Genomic DNA, 19,716 nt, shown 5'->3' with positions numbered 1-19,716 from the left:
TCTTATATGCGCAGGTTAATTATGGCTAGTAGAGAAACCAGTAGGGGACTAAAATTTTCAGGCCCTGACTCATTCGCTTGTTATCAAGCAATAAAGTTCACTGATGATGCATCTTGGACTTTAAAGATTGAGTTTAGCGATTTAAGTAAAATGGGGACTTTTAATTTTTTTTTTGGTGAACGGGGTACTCGCTATCAAGGTTTTGTCTGCCTAAAAAATAAGATTTATTACAGATTATTAGGAGGAGAATATATAGGCGGCATTGTATACGATAAAAGTCGCTTAGTTCGATTAATGGTCACCTACCGCTCTGGTATTTGGGTATTTACCATAGACGATAAAGAAATATCTTGCTTTGCTAAACAGGCTGTTGAGTTTAACGCGATAGGCAGTGGGTTCACAGGCTTTGAGCACGAAGGTGAAACGAATATTTATTCTGTCAAAATCACCAGTTTAAATACAGAAACATTAAAGAATATCGATGTCGCTCAATGGGATCTCATTGAAAATAAAGGATGTATAGCCTTTGATAAATCAGGAAAACAGCATCATGCACTGCTTGTCAATACGATGTGGCTCACCCAAGAAACCATAAGTACAACGCCATCGAATCGACATAGAAAAGCATTCTGGAAACCTTACACTCAAAGAAAACCCAAAAGAAAATATGACTTTTTAAAGACAGCAATTGAGAAACCTGCTAATGAAGGTATTTATAGCATGATCAAGCCGAGTCTTACCCAATTTAATGCTGAAAAAGGGAAAAAAATATTACAAGGAATATATTCATTTAACCGTTTTAATGACGTACAACTTCCCTTAACGTTAGACTGGAATGAAGATCCTTACAACAATAAAAGTTGGCAATGGCAATTTCAGCAACTGATATTTTCTGTTAGTTTGATGGCTGCCAGCCATATGACAGGTAATACAGCATTTGACGATAAGCTGAAAGACACCCTACTAAGTTGGTACCAGAAAAACTACAAGACTAAACCCCCTTCAACATTATCTTGGCATGATCACACTACCGCATTAAGGCTGCGAAATCTTATTTATAGTTGGGAATATTTAAGGTTAACGGAACAGGGAATGTCAATGGAATGTGCTAGCGCACTGTTAAATATGATTGAATCCCATTGCATTGTACTCAGTGATGATCACTTTTACAGTAAGCATACCAACCATGGGTTCGATCAAAGCCTGTTTCTTTACTTAGCATCCATTACTTTTCCTGAATTTGAGCATGCTTCTTTTTGGCAAAAACTAGCATTTGACAGGTTACTCAGTGAGATCAGTATCGCATTTACATCAGAAGGCATGCATGTTGAGAATAGCCCTAGTTATCAGGTCGACATGCTTCAAAAAGTACAATTTACATTGCAATTTTTTGATTGTTTAGGACAACAACAATTCTCCCACCTCGACAAGCTAGTTAATTCAGCGCTAAGAATACTGGCGATTCTAATGCGACCCGATAAACAACTCCCCCTTTTAGGTGATACGGATTTAGGCACTAAAATCCCAACATTTAAAGGCTATGAAAGTTACCCTAACTATCAATTTTTCAAGAAGATCGATCAAAATACTTCGGCTAAACTTCTCTGCAGTTTAACTCCTTTAACCGTGCTAGCCGAAAGCGGCTATGCCGTCTATAGAAAAGGCGATCAAGCTGTCAATAAAGATTCAGACCTCACTCATATTGTCTTTAAATGTGGATTTTTAAGTACGTACCATAGACATGATGATGATCTCAATATTCTCATTTACGCATTGGGCGAAGATTGGTTAATTGATGGTGGCATTTATCAATATGATGAAAAAAACAAATATCGCCATTACCTAAGATCAACTAAAGCCCATAATGTCCCACTTATCGAAAATGGAATAGCCTTAAGGAAAATAAACCAATTAAGGCCTTCGAAAATAGTTAACTTCAATGATGAAAACAATGACACTTGGGTTAAAGGGGAAAGCTTTATACATGAAGGCATAAAAATATCAAGAAAAATAAATTTCATAGATTTCAATGAGATAATTATATCAGATTCAGTAGCGCTTCCAATAGGTACAGTGGAATTTTACACTGTTATGTTCCACTTGCCGAAAGATAAAACCATTAGGGTACAAGATAAAGAAGTCACTATTTGCTCACCTTCCGGTCATCAGATGACTATGCTATTTAGTGGTGATTTTGATGTAATTATTGAGGTTTTTAGTGGCCAAAGTAAACCAGAAGTACTAGGCTGGCAATCACTCAGATTAGGCGATTTACAAGCAGTAAATTCCATTCGATGCCGCATATATCCTAAAAATAGAGATTACAGCTCTTCAGTGAAGATAAAAATACATCCAAAGCCTCAATAATAATCTTCACTTATTAAACCATGAATCATTAGCACTAGCTGAAATAGTACCAATACAATTTAACAATACTCAGTAAAATCAACAAAAGGAAGAAAAATGGAGTATCATCAATTTAAAAATGACCTATTGCAATGTATTGAGAATGGAAAAAATCAAGGTAAGATTTCAGATTTCATCAATAGTATTCTTGAGCAAGACCCCTCTAAATCTTTCTCTTACCGTAAAGCGTCATTTTCCATATTAAAAAATGATAAAAAAAACTTGGCTGTTGATATTATAGAACCCGCTATACCTAATCTAGATAATAAATTTCTCAGCGTTGTAAAAGACAGAGTTTACGATCTTATAAAATCAGGTCAAGAAGATAAACGTACCGTTCTTAAAAAAGTATTATTGAGAGAGATTGAGATAGATTTCCATAAAAACATGAGTACTCAAGATGAATCGACAGCTTTAATAATACTATCAAAACAACTCGATACACATCCTTACTTATCCCAAACAATATACAGAAGACTAGCAAGGTTCTACCATAAAAAAAATATAAACTTATACAATACATTAAGGAATAAATTACAAGAATAAATTACAAGAATAAATTACAAGAATAACTTATACATTTAAGGTAGGAAATAAATAACGATGGTTTTTTCCTACTTTAACAACAACATGAACGGAGTTGAACTTGTTATCTGCAGCCATCAATAAAATAAAAAAACTAAACTTAATCGGTAAAAAAAGAAATTACATCACAGCAAAAATAAAAATAAATGCACATATTAAAAAAGAAGACTATAAAGGGTTAATAAAAACAATCGAACACTATAAAAATAAAGGTTATTCAGAGCTATCCCTCAATAAATGTGCATTTTCCATCCTGAAAGATATCAATCCAGAAGAATCATTTTTTTTTGCCGAAAAGGTCATTGAAGAAGAAAAAGAGTTGAGTTTTATCAATGTATACCTTAACCGATTAAATAATCTAGGATTTAGAGAAAGAGCAGAAGAAATTAACAAAATAGTTTCAAATAAAAAAGAAGAATTTAAAAAAGAACACTTTAAAACAATCAAGAAAAGAATATTTACAGAATACACAAATAAGGATTTTGATTCCGCATTACTACTATTTGAAGAATTAAAAAACAAAAACATTGAGTTAAGTTTAGCTAAGTATATATTTTCAATAACAAAAGATAAAGACACTGAAAAATCACTGAATTTTATAAGTAAGTATATTATACAAATACATGACTCAAAGTATTTAAATGTTATATCTAACCGATACAAAAAAATAAATCTTAACGAAGAAAGCAGTCTAATTAAAGCAATACATTCCAAAAAAATAAATATGGAAGAGTTTAATAAAAACTTAAACTTTTTAAAAAAACAAGCCACGCCTCTTATAGATATAAAGCAATACATAGATAACACCATAAAAAATAACAAGGTAAGTAACAACTTCTACAAATCAGTCTTTGCTAACCTAAAAGACATAAAACCAGAATATGCACTTGAATTCGGTAAAAAGTACATCAATAACTGTATAGAAATTGATGAATCATTTTGCCTAGTTTTTGCTTTAAGACTAATGAGAAACAATAAAGAAAAAGATGCATATAAGTTATATCTATCACTATACAAAAAAAATAAAAACCAGAAAATAGAAAGCAAGGTAATAAATTCATTTAGTAAATTAAATCAAGATAAAATAATACAGACTTTAAGCCATAAAAACCCACAAAAAGCAATAAAGAAGCTATTACCTAATGAACTTAAATATAATAATTTAACTCTGTCAAAAATTATTTTCGAAGCCTGTAGAAACAATGATGAACTCTCTGAATTAGCCATAAAACACGGTGAAAAAATTCTACAAAAAGTTACTGATGGATACACATCTCTAGCGATTAGTAATTTATATTTTAAGCAAGGTAACATTCACGATGCCATTAATGTAAAAGGACTATCGCTAAACAACCCTAAACATGCGTTAAAACTATCTCACTATTGTGCTTATCAAAAACTACTCCAACATGGATTTACATTACCTAAAAAATCAACCAAGACTACTACTAATAAAAATATACTTTATTGTTTACACAATAGTTTACCTTACCACAGCGGCGGTTATGCGACCCGATCACATGGTTTAGCGAAAGGCGTTTCAAATAATCATTGGCATATCCAAATGTGTTCTCGATTAGGCTACCCCCATGATCTCTCATCACACAAAAACCTTAGCCCTGATCAATCGAGCATCGATGTTGTTGATCAACTGAATTACCATCGACTTTTCACTAACATTAACCAATATGGTGTTGCCAATTTAATTGATTATATTGAAAATTATGCGACTGAATTAATAACATTAGCAGATAAGAAAGACATTGCGATTATCCATGCGGCATCGAATTTCATGAATGGAATTGCTGCTAATTATGCCGCACGCACCTTAGGTATAAAAAGTGTCTATGAGGTACGTGGATTATGGGAAATAACGCGTATGTCACGCCAGCCAGAATGGGAAAATAGTGAACATTTCAATATGATAAAACGACTGGAAACGGAAGCGGCTATGAACGCCGATGCCGTGATCACTATTACCCACGCACTCAAAAATGAAATGATTTCCAGAGGCCTTCCTGCAAACAAAATTACAGTGGTATCCAATGGTGTACATGTTGATCGATTTGCCCCCAAGAGCAGAGTGAAAGAACTCGAACAAAAAATGCAATATGAAAATAAAGTCGTCATTGGTTTTATCGGTTCAGTGGTCAGTTATGAAGGTTTAGAATATTTAGTAGAAGCAAGCAGCATATTAAAAAAAGCATCTATCAATAACTTCGCCGTCATGATAGTGGGAGATGGTGCAGTGTTGAATGATATTAAAGCATTAGTTAAGAAAAAGCATGTCCAAGAGTTATTCACATTTACTGGTCGTGTCCCTCATGAACAAGTTGAAGACTATTATTCTCTCGTTGATATTGCTCCTTTTCCCAGAAAAGCTTTACCCGTTTGTGAAATGGTATCGCCACTCAAACCCTTTGAAGCCATGAGTATGGGTAAAGCCGTCGTTGCATCCAATGTCGCAGCCCTTACAGAAATAGTCGATCATAATCACACAGGGATCACCTTTGAAAAAAATAATCCAGAAAGTCTGGCTGATGCGCTCAAGCAACTAATCACAGCCCCAGATTTAAGAACCCGTTTAGGTAAACAAGCAAGAGAATGGGTTGTAAAAGAAAAAGACTGGTCAATGCTGGCGACAAAAGTAGCCGAAGTTTACAGGAAAATCAATGATGCCAAATGAACACACTCAAAAAAAAGATCAACACGAAACCAGTCAGCCAACTCAAGTATTATCAAAAATACCAAATATAACATATGAAAAAAATCAACATCATGAAGTTTATATTGGCAGCAGAAAAACCCATATTCTAACCCATTTCAAAACAAACTCTGATAAATTAATTGTATTTTTTAATGGCGCAGTTGATATTAACAAAACACCTTTACCAACATTTCAACGACACTCTTGGTTACATAAACTTCCTTATTCTTCCATGATTATTATGGACCCAACTATAGATTTATTATTAAACAAAAAAGACAATAATTACATCACATGGTATCAAGGTGATGAAAAAGAATTCTTCCTAGAGAAGCTTAACATTTTCATAGAAAACACAATAAATCAGTTGGCTATACTACCGGATTCAGTTATTTTTTATGGTTCGAGTGCTGGAGGATTCGCCTCTATAGTATCTGCAACACTATTGCAAAACAGTAAAGCCTGTGTTGTTAACCCACAAATAATAATAAGTAATTATTATAAAAAATATACTGATAAAATTTTTGATTTTTTGAATATATCATCAGAAGATAACAGACAATCAAGAGTGAATATCATAGAATTAATAAAAAAAGAAAACAATTTCCCTTACATTTATTATAAGCAAAATAGTAATGACACACTTCACTATGAAAAACATTATCTGCCCATAAATAATTTGTACTTAAACACTAATAACAATAACAAATTAACATCAATAATCACAAATGATGATCGAGGCCATACAGCAATACCTCTATACAATGAGGCTCTCGATGATTTAGTAAAAACTTATGAATATTTTTCTAAAAACAAATCAAAGCATCTGACCATAAAGCATTTTGGTATTACTCCAAACCAAAGCACCATTGATATTTTCAAACCTAGAAAAGACAATTCACCCTATGATTTGACATATCCAATAGATTGGAATATAGATCCATTTAACGATAGAAATTGGTGCTTTCAACTTAACGCTTGGCGTATGATGGAAAGTAGTTTATTTGCCTTTGAAAAAGACAAAAAAGTCGAAACATTACGACCATGTTTCAGTATAATGAAAGAATGGCTTATTTTCTTTAAAAATAATGATGATAATAAGTTCACATGGTATGATATGTCTTCTGGATTAAGGGCTTTAAAAATAGCTTATATATTATACAATATAAAGTATCATGAACTACAAGATGATATTGGAGATGAATATCAATTAATACTATATGAATTAGCTGAACTCCATATAAAAAAATTAAAAAGCCAACCAATATCAAACAATAATCATGGAGTTTTTCAAATCCATGGATTATTAATGTTATCTAGATATGAAAAATCGAATAAAAACATTAAATACTCATTGGATAAACTTATAACTTTATTAAAAAATCAATTTTACAATGATGGTTATCATACTGAAAATTCAGATGAATACCATTGGTTTATTTCAAATTCTATTAATATTTTTGGTGAAATAGACATATGTAAAAAAAATGACAATTTAAATAACTTGATTAAATTAACTGAAGAGTGTAAAAAGTGGACAGTTTTTCCTGATTTAACTTCAATATCAATTGGTGATAGTAATTTTACAAAAAGGAATATCAACAAAAGTATAGCGGAAAATGATAACAATGAAAAAACTTATATAACAAAATATTTTAAAGATGCTGGGTATTTTTTTATTCGAAGTAACTTTAATGAACATGAAAGTAGAGCATCCATGCTTTTCTTCCAAACAGCATTTAAAAACAATACACATAGACATGCTGATGATTTCAATATATTACTCTATGAACATGAAACTAATATACTAGTTGACTCAGGAAAATATTCATATGAATATAATAATGAAAAAAGAAAATTTGTTGTATCAACTAAAGCCCATAACTGTTTAATAATAGATAATGAAAATTACTCAGTTAAAAAAGAACACTATTATAACACAAGATTAGTCCATCATAGTGAAAGTAATGGCGTTTATACATTAAAAACACTAATAGAAAGGAAAGATATTAATGTCTATCACTCTCGCCATATTGTATATAAACCAAAAGAATTCTTGATCGTCATCGATGAGATGCATTCGAATATTAAACGAGATTACACACAATGGTGGCACTTTCATCAAGACATGAGTATCAATAATGAAAGTACACATTACTGCTCCACTCTCCATGATAAAATAAATATGAGCATAAAGTGCTCTAGTTTTGAATTAGATTCAATCACCCAGATTATTCAAGACAATATAAAAAATACACAAATAATAAAAGGACAAACCACCCCAGAATTACAAGGCTGGCGTTCTTTATCTTATAGTTCTTTAACACCCAACTTTGCACTTTCAAATAACACAACAAGCACTAACTGCTTATTAATTACTGAATTTAGTTTCAATAACAAATCAGAAGATCTAAATTTATTTATTGAACACCAAGAAAGTAATAAAGCATTACTCATACAAGAAAAGACAAACAACAACCTAATCGAAATTAAAGTATCATAACCATATGAAAGTTAATATAAAAGCAAAATTCAATTATGCGTATAACTTACTCATATATAACAAATATAAAATATTGACAGTCTTCTTTAGAAAAAAAAAGTCACTAATAAAAAGACACAACTATTTTATCAGTAAAGGACTATTTAAACTTGCCCTCCTCTCATTATTACAAATCAAGCATAAAACAAAACAAGATCGCAAACGAATTAATCGACTATCCCATTGTTTACAATGTTTAAGTCCCAATTCAAACACACAGCAATACACAAAAACTCTGCCTCTTAATAGCAGTAATCAATATAAAAACATATTACTTGTTGTCCATAATAGTTTTCCCTATGACAGTGCAGGCTACGCCCATAGAACATTGCATGAAGCCAAAGCCTACCAAGCACATGGTTATCATGTGATCATAGCCACGAGATTGGGTTACCCTTGGGATTTAGCTAAGCACAGAAACTTACCTAAAAAACGCCATCAATGGGTCGATGGAGTGGAGATCATCACCCTGACCGGGATTCGTCAATATAAAGTGGATAGTGATATAAAGTACGCCCTGCAATACGCAGGCCTGTTAGCTGATATTATTTGTGAGCGACAAATCGATTTACTGCAAGCTTCATCTAATTATATCAATGGACTTGCCGCTTATTTTGCTGGCAGAAAATGCCACATCCCCTTTATTTATGAAGCAAGAGGTATGTGGCATATCACAGGTGGCAGTAAATCAAGCCAATTCAAAACCAGTGAGCAGTTTCGTTATGAAGAGATCATGGAACGCTTCGTATTAAATCATGCCAGCGCCAATATTTTCATTACTGAATGTATGAAAAACCACTATCAGAGTCTGACTGGCATTCCAAATCTTGTCTTAAAAAATTGCGTCGATATAAAAGAAATTAATGCAAATTATCCCAAATTACATTACCAACAAGGCCTAACATTCAAATTACTCTATGCTGGCAGCTTAGTTTTTTATGAAGGTCTTGAGCTATTGATTAATACCGTTGCTGAATTAAGTGCTTATAAAATCACATTAGACATCATGGGTGATGGCCGCTTGAAAGCCGACATTGAAAAACACATTAAGGCACTTGATACACCTCGCATTCGCTACCATGGAAAACTAACCCGAGAAGCCTTAACAAAACTGTACTCTCAATACCACGGCGTTATCGTGCCTCGAATCAAATGCGATGTCACTCAAATGGTGCCACCGCTCAAACCCTTAGAAGCATTAAGTCATGGCGTTCCTGTCATTGTTTCATCTTTGCCAGCCCTAAGAGAACAGTTAACTGATTTACAGTCAGTGCTTTATTGCGAACCTGGGAGTTTATCGTCTTTAAAAAAACAAATAATCCACTTAATGACGCATCATAATGATATTTTAAAACAAGTACAAAAGGACATCATCCTCATTAAAAAAGAGAAAACCTGGGATATTGAGATAACAAAAATAACCAAGTTAATGCCACTCTCCCCTTCTTTAACGGCTGTTGCTGAATCATAACTAAAGCGTATTTTTCTAGTCATTAGAAAGTCATACGGATAAAAGAGGATATTCACATGCCTTATCGACTGCACTCTGTGAAACCTGAACGCAGAGCGATACAAAAAAGAGCCAGTCTTAAAATTATGTCCGATGTCATTTTTGCGTTAACAATGCGGGAACTTAAAACCCGTTTTGGTCATAATCGGCTGGGTTACTTTTGGGCTATCATGGAACCCGTTGGTCAAGTTGCTATTTTAGGGCTTATTTTTTCACTGATTGGTCGTAATAGCGTTGCCAACATTCCGGTCGCCTTGTTTTTATTTACCGCTATTTTACCCTTTAAATTATTTGGAAAATTACTCAATCAATTATCAGCCGCAATCGATGCCAATAAAGGACTATTAAGTTATCGGCAAGTCACCGCCATCGACCCTGTTATTACACGCATCGTTATTGAAGTCGCGACCTTCATATTAGTGTATGTCTTTATCTTCAGTGTCATGGCGTGGCTAGGTTTTACTGCTTGGCCAGATAATCTATTGGGTTTATTAACCGCAACCGCCTTATTAATTATTTTCACCGTTGGATTAGGCTTGCTCTTATGCACAGCTATCAGTTTTTGGAAGGATGCCAATAAATTAACGGCCATAATCACTCGGCCATTATTCTTTATTTCAGGGATTTTTTTTTGCGCGACGATGATCCCCCCCCAATATTGGTATTTACTTGATTGGAATCCTATTTTTCATGCCATCGAACTGAGCAGAGACAGTTTTTTTAATGCCTATACAAGCCCCGCTGGACAATGGTCTTATTTAAGTTTTTGTGCTCTTGTGAGCTTTAGTCTGGGTCTGGCTCTTTTTCATCTTTGCCGACATAGGTTTATTGGCTCATGATATATTTTCAACAATTGAGTAAATATTACCGCACTAAAAGTGGTCGACATTACGTGTTAAAAAACGTCGACTTAGCACTGCCTAGCAATAAAAATATTGCCATACTTGGCCCCAATGGTGTAGGAAAGTCGACCCTGATCCGCCTTCTCGGCGGCGCCGAAAACCCAAGTTCTGGCACGATCCATTCACCACTGAATATTTCTTGGCCTTTAGGTTTGCAAGGCGGATTACAAGGCTCCATGAGCGCTCGAGAAAATGTACGTTTTGTTGCACGTATTCATGGTTATAAAAACACTCAACCCATCGAAAGCAAGGTTGAAGAATTTGCCGAGATAGGTCAATTTTTTGATGAACCAGTAAAAAATTATTCTAGCGGTATGCGCTCTCGCATCACCTTTGGACTCACCATGGCTTTTGACTTTGACTTCGATATTTTGCTCATCGATGAATTAGGGGCCGTTGGTGATGCCAATTTTAAAAAAAAGAGTGAAGCGCTACTCGCCAAAAAATATGCAAGCACCAAACTCATTATGGTGAACCATTCGCTATCTGAACTTAAACAACATTGTCAGGCGGGATTAGTGATTAAGAATAAAAAATTAATTTATTTTGATAACTTGAACGATGCCATTGAAGAGTACCAAATAACTTATGCCAAATAATCAAGTAACAAGCTCACTTAAAGAAAACCATAGCCCTCCAGCGATATTAAGCTCGACTCAACGTAAATTAAGAAAGTTACGTCGGGATCCTAAATTATTTTTAGCCGACTCTAAAGCTTATATCACTACCCGTAAGACCTTATATCAAACATGGGCGAAACTGGGATCTTTTGCGCTGGTAATCATTGCTTCTATTGCAGTCATTATTTATTTCAGCATCATTGCCTCACCACGATATGTGAGTCAAACCCAGTTTATTGTCAAACAAAGCAGTAGCAATGAACTGCCTTTATTGGGATTAGCCTCACTGGGTAGCTCATCACCTAATATGCGTGATGCATTGATATTACAAGAGTATATTCATTCTGCCGAAATGGCTCTAGCATTAAATGAGAAACTCGCACTCAAGTCTCACTACCAAAATACACAATGGGATAAAGTCAGTCGCTTAAATCAAAGCAGTACCCAAGAAGATTTTATTCAATATTACCAAGAGCATTTATCAGTACATTATGATGACTTGTCTGAGATCCTTACCGTAGAAATTCAAGGTTATACGCCCGAATACGCACTCAAATTAACCCAAACCTTACTGGCCATAAGTGAGCAATTTATTAATCGACTGGGTGAAAAGATGGCCACACAACAAATGCAATATGCTGAAGAAGAAGTGACTCGAGCCTATAAACAACTTAAAGCAGAACAAATGAAACTTATCAAATTTCAAGATACTGCCAAACTCTTTAATCCTGAACAACAAAGCAGCGCTTTACTCAATGCCATGAACCAACTTGCTTCACAAATTATGACACAACAAGCCGAACTGAAATCCCTCAGTGCCTATATGCGTAGTGATGCCAGTGAAATAGTGGCAAAAAAATATCAAATTGAAGCTTTAGAAAAACAATTAGAACAAGAAAAACAAAAACTTATACAACCTGATCAACCATCACTCAATAAGGTCAGCCTCACCTTTAAAGAAATTGAACTTAATACTCAACTGGCAACCGATCTGTATCAATCGGCCTTAGCCAGTTTAGAAAAAACCCGCAGTGAAGCATTTAAAAAATTAAAACATTTGCTTGTGGTCGAGCAACCTCGCATCGCCCAAGACAACCTTTATCCCAAACGGCTTTATAACATCATCACCTGGTTTGTTGTATTAATACTGATTTACCTGATTGGAAAACTAATCATTGCTATTGTTAAGGAGCACAGAGAATGAAGCAATTAATGCAATTTATTATCCTTATCGGATTTTTTACTGGCTTCTCATCGATGGCTTCCGTAGCACTACAACAAGAATCGACAGCCGAAAAAACCGCTAGTATCTATGATACTGATAATCAACAACGTTATGGTAATTGGTTATTCAACGGCGGATTTAGTCAATATTCGTTTTCCGCCGTTGATCCTAATTATCAGCTCACCCAAGGTGATAATCTACTCATTCAAGTCTGGGGAGCGATTGATTACCAAGCCGAAGTCACCATCGATCCCCAAGGTAATATTTTCATCCCTAAAGTCGGCCCTATAAAAGTACTGGGCGTGACCAACGCTAGGCTGAATCAAGTCATACTCAATAGTGTTAAACGCGTTTATAAATCCAATGTCGAAGTCTATGCCTCTTTGATGTCAAGCCAGCAAGTAAAAGTCTTCTTGTCGGGTATGGTCAATCAACCTGGACTATACCAAGGCCAAAGTGCAGACAGCGTGCTACGTTTTATCGATCAAGCGGGCGGTATTCGAAATGACATTGGCAGTTATCGCAATATTCAACTCAAACGTAATAACAAAACAATCAAACAAATCGATTTATATGCCTTTTTACAACTGGGTACGATCCCATCACTGCAATTTCAAGATGGGGATGTCATTTTTATTGGCCCAAAACAAGGTGAGGTCACCATAGAAGGTCATGTAGGTTTTAGTGGTCAATACGAGTTGGTCACAAGTTCAACACTCAAAAACATCCTTAACGCTGTGGTTGTCGATGAACAAGCGACCCATATCACTGTCATTGCAGCTGAACCTGCTCGCCCACTAACCCCCTCACAACTTATTGTGTCAGATTCAAATAATCCCGGTAATCGCCCCATCAATGCAAAACAATACACATTATCACAGGCAAAATATATAAAAGTGCCTGCAGGTGCATTGATTAAAGTCAGCTCTCAATTAAGGCCCAGCAGTATTAGCATTGATTTAATTGGTGAACATAATTCTGCCCAAGAAATGGTACTACCGTGGGGATCGAGTCTTGCTGATTTGTTAGCGCAAGCACAATTTACACCACTGTCGAACCAAGATGCAGTGCAACTCTATCGCCAGTCCGTTGCCAAAAGACAATATGACATGTTACAAGCCTCATTGTCGGCGCTTGAACAAAATGTACTGACAAAGCGCTCGGATACCACAGAAGCTGCCCAATTGCGGCAAGCAGAGGCAGAAACCATTTTAAAATGGATTGAAAAAGCCCGACAAGTGGAACCCAAAGGCCAAGTATTATTAAATGATAAAAATGCATTTAGTCAGATTATTTTACAGCAAGGCGATCGCATTGTTATTCCTGCGAAGCGAAATTTAGTCATGATCCATGGCGAAGTCATGTTTCCTACCGCTATCGCTTACAACCCTAAGCTGGATATAGAAGATTTTATTAATAAAGCCGGTGGAACCAATACCGATCTTGATGATATGAACATACTCGTCATGAAGCCCAATGGCAGCTTTGTTAGCGCCAACGATCAATTATCTGAAGAACAACTCATTGGCCCAGGGGATGAGATCTTTGTGATCTCCAAACCCGATGAAAAAGGCTTTCAGCTAGCCAAAGATATTACTCAAATTATTTTTCAAATCACCATGTCTGCAGCAGTGGTCTTAGCAATATAAGAAGCGCCCTTATTATGCGTCAAAAACTAAAAATGGCTGTGATTGTCGATGAAGCAACCTGCTTAGGCCTACAAGAAGAAGCACAGCTCATTCATTTAACCCCTCTCAATTGGCGTTGGTGTATTAATGTTCATAAACCTGATTTACTATTTGTTGAGTCTGCATGGAGGGGCTTTAACGCTTCTTGGCAAAAAAAAGTCGTGGATTTAGATACAAATGAAAACTCAAGTCTAAAACGGCTCACTGATTATTGCCGCAAAAAATCGATTCCCACCATTTTTTGGAATAAAGAAGATCCCATTCATTTTGAACGATTTTTGCAAGCTGCAATGTGTTTTAATGTCCTTTATACAACCGATTCGAATTGCATTCCAAAGTATAAAGCACTGGCTCATTCATTCCATGCAATAAACATCTTAATGTTTGCCGCACAACCTAAATTACACTTTTCAACGCAAACGAAGCGACTATCTAGCATTGCTTTTTTAGGCGGATTCTATGGGGAAGAATTACCTAATAGGAGCGAAGAGCAACTACATATCTTGCAGGCATTAAAACAACAAAATTTAGTGATATACGACCGTTTCTGGACATCTCAGCAGTCATGTCGTTTTCCTCAATCACTCATTGATAATTGTCGCCCAGCAGTTTCAGAAAAAGCCATTTATGCACTTTATAATCAATACCAAGTTTATCTTAATTTTAATACCGTTCAACATTCCCACACTATGCTTTCAAGACGCGTATTCGAATTGGCTGCCAGTGCCAGTCCAATGTTAAGTACTCCCTCTTATGCAATAGAAAATATATTTGGCTCACACATCATTCAAATACAACAAACCGATCCAGTGAGCAGCCTTTATCAGGATTACTTAAAAGATGATGGCAAAAGATTAAAAGATGCAAAGATCATCCAAGAAATTGTGCTCGATCAACACACATGGCAACACCGATTAGCACAGATCAAAATGGATATTGGTTTTAAATAGTACGATTAACTACATAAGGAGATTGATATGGCAAGTGTAAAACGGATCTTAATGGTTTTTGGTACCCGGCCTGAAGCAATAAAAATGGCTCCCATTGTCAAAGTATTTAAGGCAAGAGAAGATGTGGATATTAAAGTCTGTGTGACAGGACAACACAGAGAAATGCTCGATCAAGTGCTAGCATTATTTGATATTATTCCTGACTATGATCTAAACATCATGAAACCAGGACAAGATCTCACCGATGTCACGACTGCTATTTTGCATGGGCTTAAACCTATTTTTGCAGAGTTTAAACCCGATCGCATTTTAGTTCATGGTGACACAGCGACTTCTTTTGCAAGCACATTATCAGCGTATTACCATAAAGTAGCCGTCGGTCATGTTGAAGCAGGATTACGTACCGGTAATATTTACTCACCTTGGCCAGAAGAAGGTATGCGCATGCTCACAGGGAGTATTGCCGATCAACATTACACACCGACCGTAGGCTCATTAAAAAACTTAATTTTAGAAAATATTACACCTGACAGCATTTTTGTCACTGGAAATTCAGTCATTGATGCCTTAGTAGACATCAATCAACATATTGACAATAATCCAGCGGTACAAAATCAACTTGCCGAGCAGTTCCCTTTCTTGCAAACTGACAAAAAACTTATTCTCGTCACAGGTCACAGACGTGAGAATCACGGAGATGGGTTTGAGCGTATTTGCAAAGCGTTGTCTGTATTAGCGACCCGTGATGATGTACAAATTGTCTACCCAGTGCACCTCAATCCGAACGTACAAGAACCAGTAAAAAGAAATTTATCAGGCTTTCACAACGTCTTTTTAATTGAGCCGCAAGACTACCTCCCTTTCGTGTACTTAATGAAAAAAAGTTATCTCATTTTAACCGATTCGGGTGGTATTCAAGAAGAGGCACCAACACTTGGGATCCCAGTATTGTGCATGCGCGATACAACCGAGCGGCCTGCTGCAGTTAAAGCGGGTACTGTGCGCTTAGTTGGCACTTGCGATAAAACTATAGTAGACGAAACTATTCGATTACTTGATGATGACTTTGCCTATCAAGTCATGAGTCATGCTATCAACCCCTATGGTGATGGTCATACAAGCGAACGTATTGTTAATGCCGTTTTAGGCACAAATGGCGCACTAAGCTTACAAATTGATAAATCGAGTTTTGCAGCTTAAATATTGATTTAAAATCAGAAGTCAGCATAAATAATAGCCCTGAGACTAAGTGCCATGGTGTGTATTTCTCCATGAACTGATGTCGTCTCTTTATTTTTCAAAACATAAAATGCCCTCTAAAATTTCAATTTAATGTTTAAAGGTAAAGGATTACCCCAAATGAATATTTCATTCATCGTTCCGTATTCTCAACGTTCGTTTGAAAAAAACAATAACAGATTGCTCTCGGTTATCACTGCGATTAATGGTATTCCACAAACGGATATTATTATTTTTGATTCAAGCCCGAAACCTGCTAATAACTTGCCTCATTCTAACAATATTATTTATATCCATTCCCCCTTTAAAGGCAAAGTTTACTCTCCCGCTTTTGCGAGAAATCAAGCGGTTAAATTATCTAAAAGTGATTATTTATTCTTCATTGATGTTGATTTGATTGTCCCGAGTGTATTACTCAATAAACTTGTTTCAATTGCAGAAAGATTAATGAGCAGAAGTATCACCGCATTTGAAATGTATCCGTGCTTTTACTTAACAAAAGAAACAGTATTCAACAACGAAAAACATTTGACTAAGCCAAAATTAATAGAATGTCTTGATTCATTCATGAAAGGTAAAAATGACATTATTGAAAATATTGCCCTTATTACCAGTTGCTTACTCATAAACAGGCAATGGTTTAAACAGTTAAAGGGATTTGATGAAACTTTTATCGGTCATGGTGGAGAAGATTTAGAGCTCATTTGCCGATTAACGTTACATTACCAGAAAGGGGAAATTCCTATTGACTTCAGTCATGATAAAAAAACAATTCATCCCGCCAATTATGAAGGTTTTAGACGCTATTTAACCCAATATTCTTTAGAACATTTATTTGAATTTAACTTCTTTATTCATAAGTGGCATCCGAGACCATTAACCCATAAATATCATCGCCAACGCAAAGTGAATGAAACATTATTGCAAGAGAAACTGCAAACTTTAATCAATACTCAATGTATTGCAATCAGTTCCGATCAGCCCATTTCACTCAATAAAGGTTACCGTAATTGGATCCAATCATTACAACAAAAGTATAACTGGCCCCTTCAAACTTACCCTGGCTTATTTCACTGGCAACAAGATATTGTCATTAAGAGATACTTCTGGAGAAAGTGTCGAAAACTCTATGTCAAACCGAGATTATTTTTTATCGACCTCATCAAGAAACAAGTTTATAAATTTTCACAAAAAATCAATCGTCCCTAAAGGTACACGTTATGCACTATAAAATCGTTATCCCCACTCGCATGACATCAACTCGATTACCCGGTAAAGCGCTAGCAGAAATTGAGGGCAAACCGCTTATTTGGCATGTTTATCAAAGAGCACTAGAAACAGGGATTAGCGCTAATAATATTATTATTGCTACCGATAGTTTACAGATAAAAATACAAGCAGAACGTTTCAATGCCCAAGTAATGATGACATCCAGTAGTCACCCTTCAGGCACTGATAGAATTGCTGAGGTCGCCACAAAAATGAAATGGGACAATGAGACTATTATTGTCAACTTACAAGGAGATGAACCTTTAATTCCTGCAAACGCACTTCAACTGGTTGCCAGTAGTTTACATCATCAGCCATTAATGGGCATGGCCACACTCAGCACCTCATTTAGTTCACTCAAAGAAGCACAAGATCCAAACTGTGTTAAAGTTATATGCGATGAAAACCAACATGCCATTTATTTCTCTCGAGCATTATTGCCTTATCCTAGGGAAGCGATCACACTCACTGATTGTCAAAATGAGCAAACCCCTTTTAAACGCCATATAGGTGTATATGCATATCGAGCCGAAACAATTAAAAAGTTGCATCTTCTACCTAGCTGTCCATTAGAGCACTACGAAAGGCTTGAGCAATTAAGAGCATTGTTCTTTGGTATCAAAATACAAGTCACCGAAATCAGCTCCCCACCAATACATGGGATTGATACACCTGAAGACTTAATCCGAATTAGACAAATATTTTCAAACCGTAAAGCAATATTGATTTGAACCTGTTTCGCCATGACTCAATTGATCACTTTCAAGTAAACCTTCGATTAGTACTCCTTGAATATCAATGATTTCTTATTAGCATTTGTTAATTCAATTGCCCACTCTGTTATTTTTCTCACCATATGTTATCTTTAACATGTACTTGCCCTATCGAATTCTGCTTTTCCCCTCTCTATTTTACATAAAAATCATTATTTTTATTGAAACGCCTTATATCATCTTTTCAATTGCTTATTCACTACAAGACAATAAGATCATTCTTTTTAACTAGAAAAAACGTCCTCAAAATAACATTTGTAATTATTTTGTACTATAAATAATCTATAGCTTGAGCGTTAAACAAACAATATTTAACGCTTTAAGGTTAGCTAACATGAAGTCACCTTAATTAATCAGGCTGAAATCAATAACTCACTCAATGGTCTGAGTGATTTGAGACATGATTATAAAGGTCAAAATGATGTACAGATATACTGTTTTTTGTTGTTCATACTTTATCCCATCATTACTCATGACAGTCAGTGCTTCTGATATTAGCAATAATAGTATCGGATTAATTTACGGCGAGCCGACCAATACTCAAAATAAAACCATCTACACATATGATGTCGAATACCAACGCATTTTCCTTCGCTCTGACTCTAACCGTTATTTTTTAGGTGCGGGTGCAACAATTGGACAAATATCAGTCGATGATGAAAAAGGCGAACGTCTCAGCCTCTATTTAACTCCGGGTGTCAACGTGGGATCATTCTCTTTCGCACTGGTAGGTGGGGGGATCTACCTCACTAAAACCGTTTTCGGTGAAAACGATGTTAATACAAAGGACTATGGCGGTAATTTCCAATTTATCATAGGTGCTAATGCTATGTTCCATGCAACCAAGAGTTGGACTATTGGTTATCAATTTGAACACATGTCCAACTGGAATAACTATGATCATAACCCCGCATTAAACACTCACAATCTCGTTTTGAGGTATCAATTTTAACGCCATATCTCCTTAAAAGCATACAAAACAAAAAAGCCACTCTTATCATTTAAAGAGTGGCGCCTGTCATGGCCAGCTGCGGGGCCATTTAAATGCATTCTGCATAAATGACATTCCCAACATCCTGTCGGTCCCCCCTCCGCGTTAACCCAAAAGGATGTGGGGAATGCAGACAATGTCTGGAACAATTGTCGTAGACCCACATGGGTGAGGAGACATTACCAAAAAGCAGACAAAACAAAAAGGCCACCCTATTGGGTGGCCTCTGTGTTTTATTTGGCGTCTGGAAATGACCTACTCTCACATGGGGAGACCCCACACTACCATCGGCGCGATTGCGTTTCACTT

At 35.7% G+C, this 19,716-nt stretch carries 15 protein-coding genes; 14 read left to right on the top strand and 1 reads right to left on the bottom strand.

The features are described 5' to 3' along the window. The first annotated feature begins 21 nt into the window (after positions 1 to 21). The 14 genes from Q0779_RS17210 to Q0779_RS17145 all read left to right on the top strand — a co-directional run bounded on the left by Q0779_RS17210 (position 22) and on the right by Q0779_RS17145 (position 19,368). Positions 22 to 2,367, top strand: coding sequence for a heparinase II/III family protein (locus Q0779_RS17210; protein ID WP_298774433.1), 2,346 nt, complete (start codon positions 22 to 24; stop codon positions 2,365 to 2,367). A gap of 96 nt (positions 2,368 to 2,463) precedes the next feature. Further along, positions 2,464 to 2,952, top strand: a complete 489-nt coding sequence (locus Q0779_RS17205; protein ID WP_298774430.1) for a hypothetical protein — start codon at positions 2,464 to 2,466, stop codon at positions 2,950 to 2,952. Positions 2,953 to 3,052: 100 nt separating this feature from the next. Then, positions 3,053 to 5,677, top strand: coding sequence for a glycosyltransferase (locus Q0779_RS17200; RefSeq protein ID WP_298774429.1), 2,625 nt, complete (start codon positions 3,053 to 3,055; stop codon positions 5,675 to 5,677). Then, positions 5,664 to 8,201: a heparinase II/III family protein gene (locus tag Q0779_RS17195; RefSeq protein ID WP_298774427.1), complete on the top strand. Its 2,538-nt coding sequence runs from the start codon at positions 5,664 to 5,666 to the stop codon at positions 8,199 to 8,201. The genes Q0779_RS17200 and Q0779_RS17195 overlap by 14 nt, the downstream gene beginning before the upstream one ends. Positions 8,202 to 8,205: 4 nt before the next feature. Continuing rightward, a complete protein-coding gene (locus Q0779_RS17190; RefSeq protein ID WP_298774424.1) occupies positions 8,206 to 9,711 on the top strand; it encodes a glycosyltransferase in 1,506 nt (501 codons plus the stop codon). 56 nt (positions 9,712 to 9,767) lie between these two features. Then, positions 9,768 to 10,589, top strand: a complete 822-nt coding sequence (locus tag Q0779_RS17185; RefSeq protein ID WP_298774422.1) for an ABC transporter permease — start codon at positions 9,768 to 9,770, stop codon at positions 10,587 to 10,589. Then, positions 10,586 to 11,251 (top strand): ABC transporter ATP-binding protein, encoded by a 666-nt coding sequence (locus tag Q0779_RS17180; RefSeq protein ID WP_298774420.1) that lies wholly within the window; start codon positions 10,586 to 10,588, stop codon positions 11,249 to 11,251. Before Q0779_RS17185 ends, Q0779_RS17180 begins: the two co-directional genes overlap by 4 nt. Continuing rightward, complete coding sequence (locus tag Q0779_RS17175; protein ID WP_298774418.1) at positions 11,241 to 12,476, top strand: lipopolysaccharide biosynthesis protein; 1,236 nt, start codon at positions 11,241 to 11,243, stop codon at positions 12,474 to 12,476. Before Q0779_RS17180 ends, Q0779_RS17175 begins: the two co-directional genes overlap by 11 nt. Next, positions 12,473 to 14,146 carry a polysaccharide biosynthesis/export family protein gene (locus Q0779_RS17170; protein ID WP_298774415.1) on the top strand — a complete coding sequence of 558 codons (1,674 nt, stop codon included), beginning with the start codon at positions 12,473 to 12,475 and terminating at the stop codon, positions 14,144 to 14,146. The genes Q0779_RS17175 and Q0779_RS17170 overlap by 4 nt, the downstream gene beginning before the upstream one ends. A gap of 14 nt (positions 14,147 to 14,160) precedes the next feature. After that, complete coding sequence (locus tag Q0779_RS17165; protein ID WP_298774413.1) at positions 14,161 to 15,135, top strand: glycosyltransferase; 975 nt, start codon at positions 14,161 to 14,163, stop codon at positions 15,133 to 15,135. Positions 15,136 to 15,162: 27 nt separating this feature from the next. Continuing rightward, a complete protein-coding gene (wecB, locus tag Q0779_RS17160) occupies positions 15,163 to 16,335 on the top strand; it encodes a non-hydrolyzing UDP-N-acetylglucosamine 2-epimerase (protein ID WP_298774411.1) in 1,173 nt (390 codons plus the stop codon). A gap of 159 nt (positions 16,336 to 16,494) precedes the next feature. Next, complete coding sequence (locus tag Q0779_RS17155) at positions 16,495 to 17,583, top strand: galactosyltransferase-related protein (RefSeq protein ID WP_298774409.1); 1,089 nt, start codon at positions 16,495 to 16,497, stop codon at positions 17,581 to 17,583. A gap of 11 nt (positions 17,584 to 17,594) precedes the next feature. After that, complete coding sequence (gene kdsB / locus Q0779_RS17150; protein WP_298774406.1) at positions 17,595 to 18,374, top strand: 3-deoxy-manno-octulosonate cytidylyltransferase; 780 nt, start codon at positions 17,595 to 17,597, stop codon at positions 18,372 to 18,374. Positions 18,375 to 18,837: 463 nt separating this feature from the next. Next, a complete protein-coding gene (locus Q0779_RS17145; protein WP_298774403.1) occupies positions 18,838 to 19,368 on the top strand; it encodes an acyloxyacyl hydrolase in 531 nt (176 codons plus the stop codon). An 88-nt stretch (positions 19,369 to 19,456) separates the two neighbouring features. Here the strand turns inward: Q0779_RS17145 and Q0779_RS17140 are convergent. Beyond that, a partial coding sequence (locus tag Q0779_RS17140) for a hypothetical protein (RefSeq protein WP_298774400.1) occupies positions 19,457 to 19,716 on the bottom strand: 260 nt, incomplete at its 5' end.

Source organism: uncultured Shewanella sp. (genome assembly GCF_947491715.1).
GTDB lineage: Bacteria > Pseudomonadota > Gammaproteobacteria > Enterobacterales > Shewanellaceae > Shewanella.
Note: the sequence above shows the minus strand (reverse complement) of the source record. Positions and strands in the feature narration are given on the sequence as shown.

What these genes read in the sequence shown, in the direction of transcription:
- Q0779_RS17210 (WP_298774433.1), top strand. Translation starts at nt 22, where the DNA reads ATGGCTAGTAGAGAAACCAGTAGGGGACTAAAATTTTCAGGCCCTGAC.
- Q0779_RS17205 (WP_298774430.1), top strand. Translation starts at nt 2,464, where the DNA reads ATGGAGTATCATCAATTTAAAAATGACCTATTGCAATGTATTGAGAAT.
- Q0779_RS17195 (WP_298774427.1), top strand. Translation starts at nt 5,664, where the DNA reads ATGATGCCAAATGAACACACTCAAAAAAAAGATCAACACGAAACCAGT.
- Q0779_RS17190 (WP_298774424.1), top strand. Translation starts at nt 8,206, where the DNA reads ATGAAAGTTAATATAAAAGCAAAATTCAATTATGCGTATAACTTACTC.
- Q0779_RS17185 (WP_298774422.1), top strand. Translation starts at nt 9,768, where the DNA reads ATGCCTTATCGACTGCACTCTGTGAAACCTGAACGCAGAGCGATACAA.
- Q0779_RS17180 (WP_298774420.1), top strand. Translation starts at nt 10,586, where the DNA reads ATGATATATTTTCAACAATTGAGTAAATATTACCGCACTAAAAGTGGT.
- Q0779_RS17175 (WP_298774418.1), top strand. Translation starts at nt 11,241, where the DNA reads ATGCCAAATAATCAAGTAACAAGCTCACTTAAAGAAAACCATAGCCCT.
- Q0779_RS17170 (WP_298774415.1), top strand. Translation starts at nt 12,473, where the DNA reads ATGAAGCAATTAATGCAATTTATTATCCTTATCGGATTTTTTACTGGC.
- Q0779_RS17165 (WP_298774413.1), top strand. Translation starts at nt 14,161, where the DNA reads ATGCGTCAAAAACTAAAAATGGCTGTGATTGTCGATGAAGCAACCTGC.
- wecB (WP_298774411.1), top strand. Translation starts at nt 15,163, where the DNA reads ATGGCAAGTGTAAAACGGATCTTAATGGTTTTTGGTACCCGGCCTGAA.
- Q0779_RS17155 (WP_298774409.1), top strand. Translation starts at nt 16,495, where the DNA reads ATGAATATTTCATTCATCGTTCCGTATTCTCAACGTTCGTTTGAAAAA.
- kdsB (WP_298774406.1), top strand. Translation starts at nt 17,595, where the DNA reads ATGCACTATAAAATCGTTATCCCCACTCGCATGACATCAACTCGATTA.
- Q0779_RS17145 (WP_298774403.1), top strand. Translation starts at nt 18,838, where the DNA reads ATGTACAGATATACTGTTTTTTGTTGTTCATACTTTATCCCATCATTA.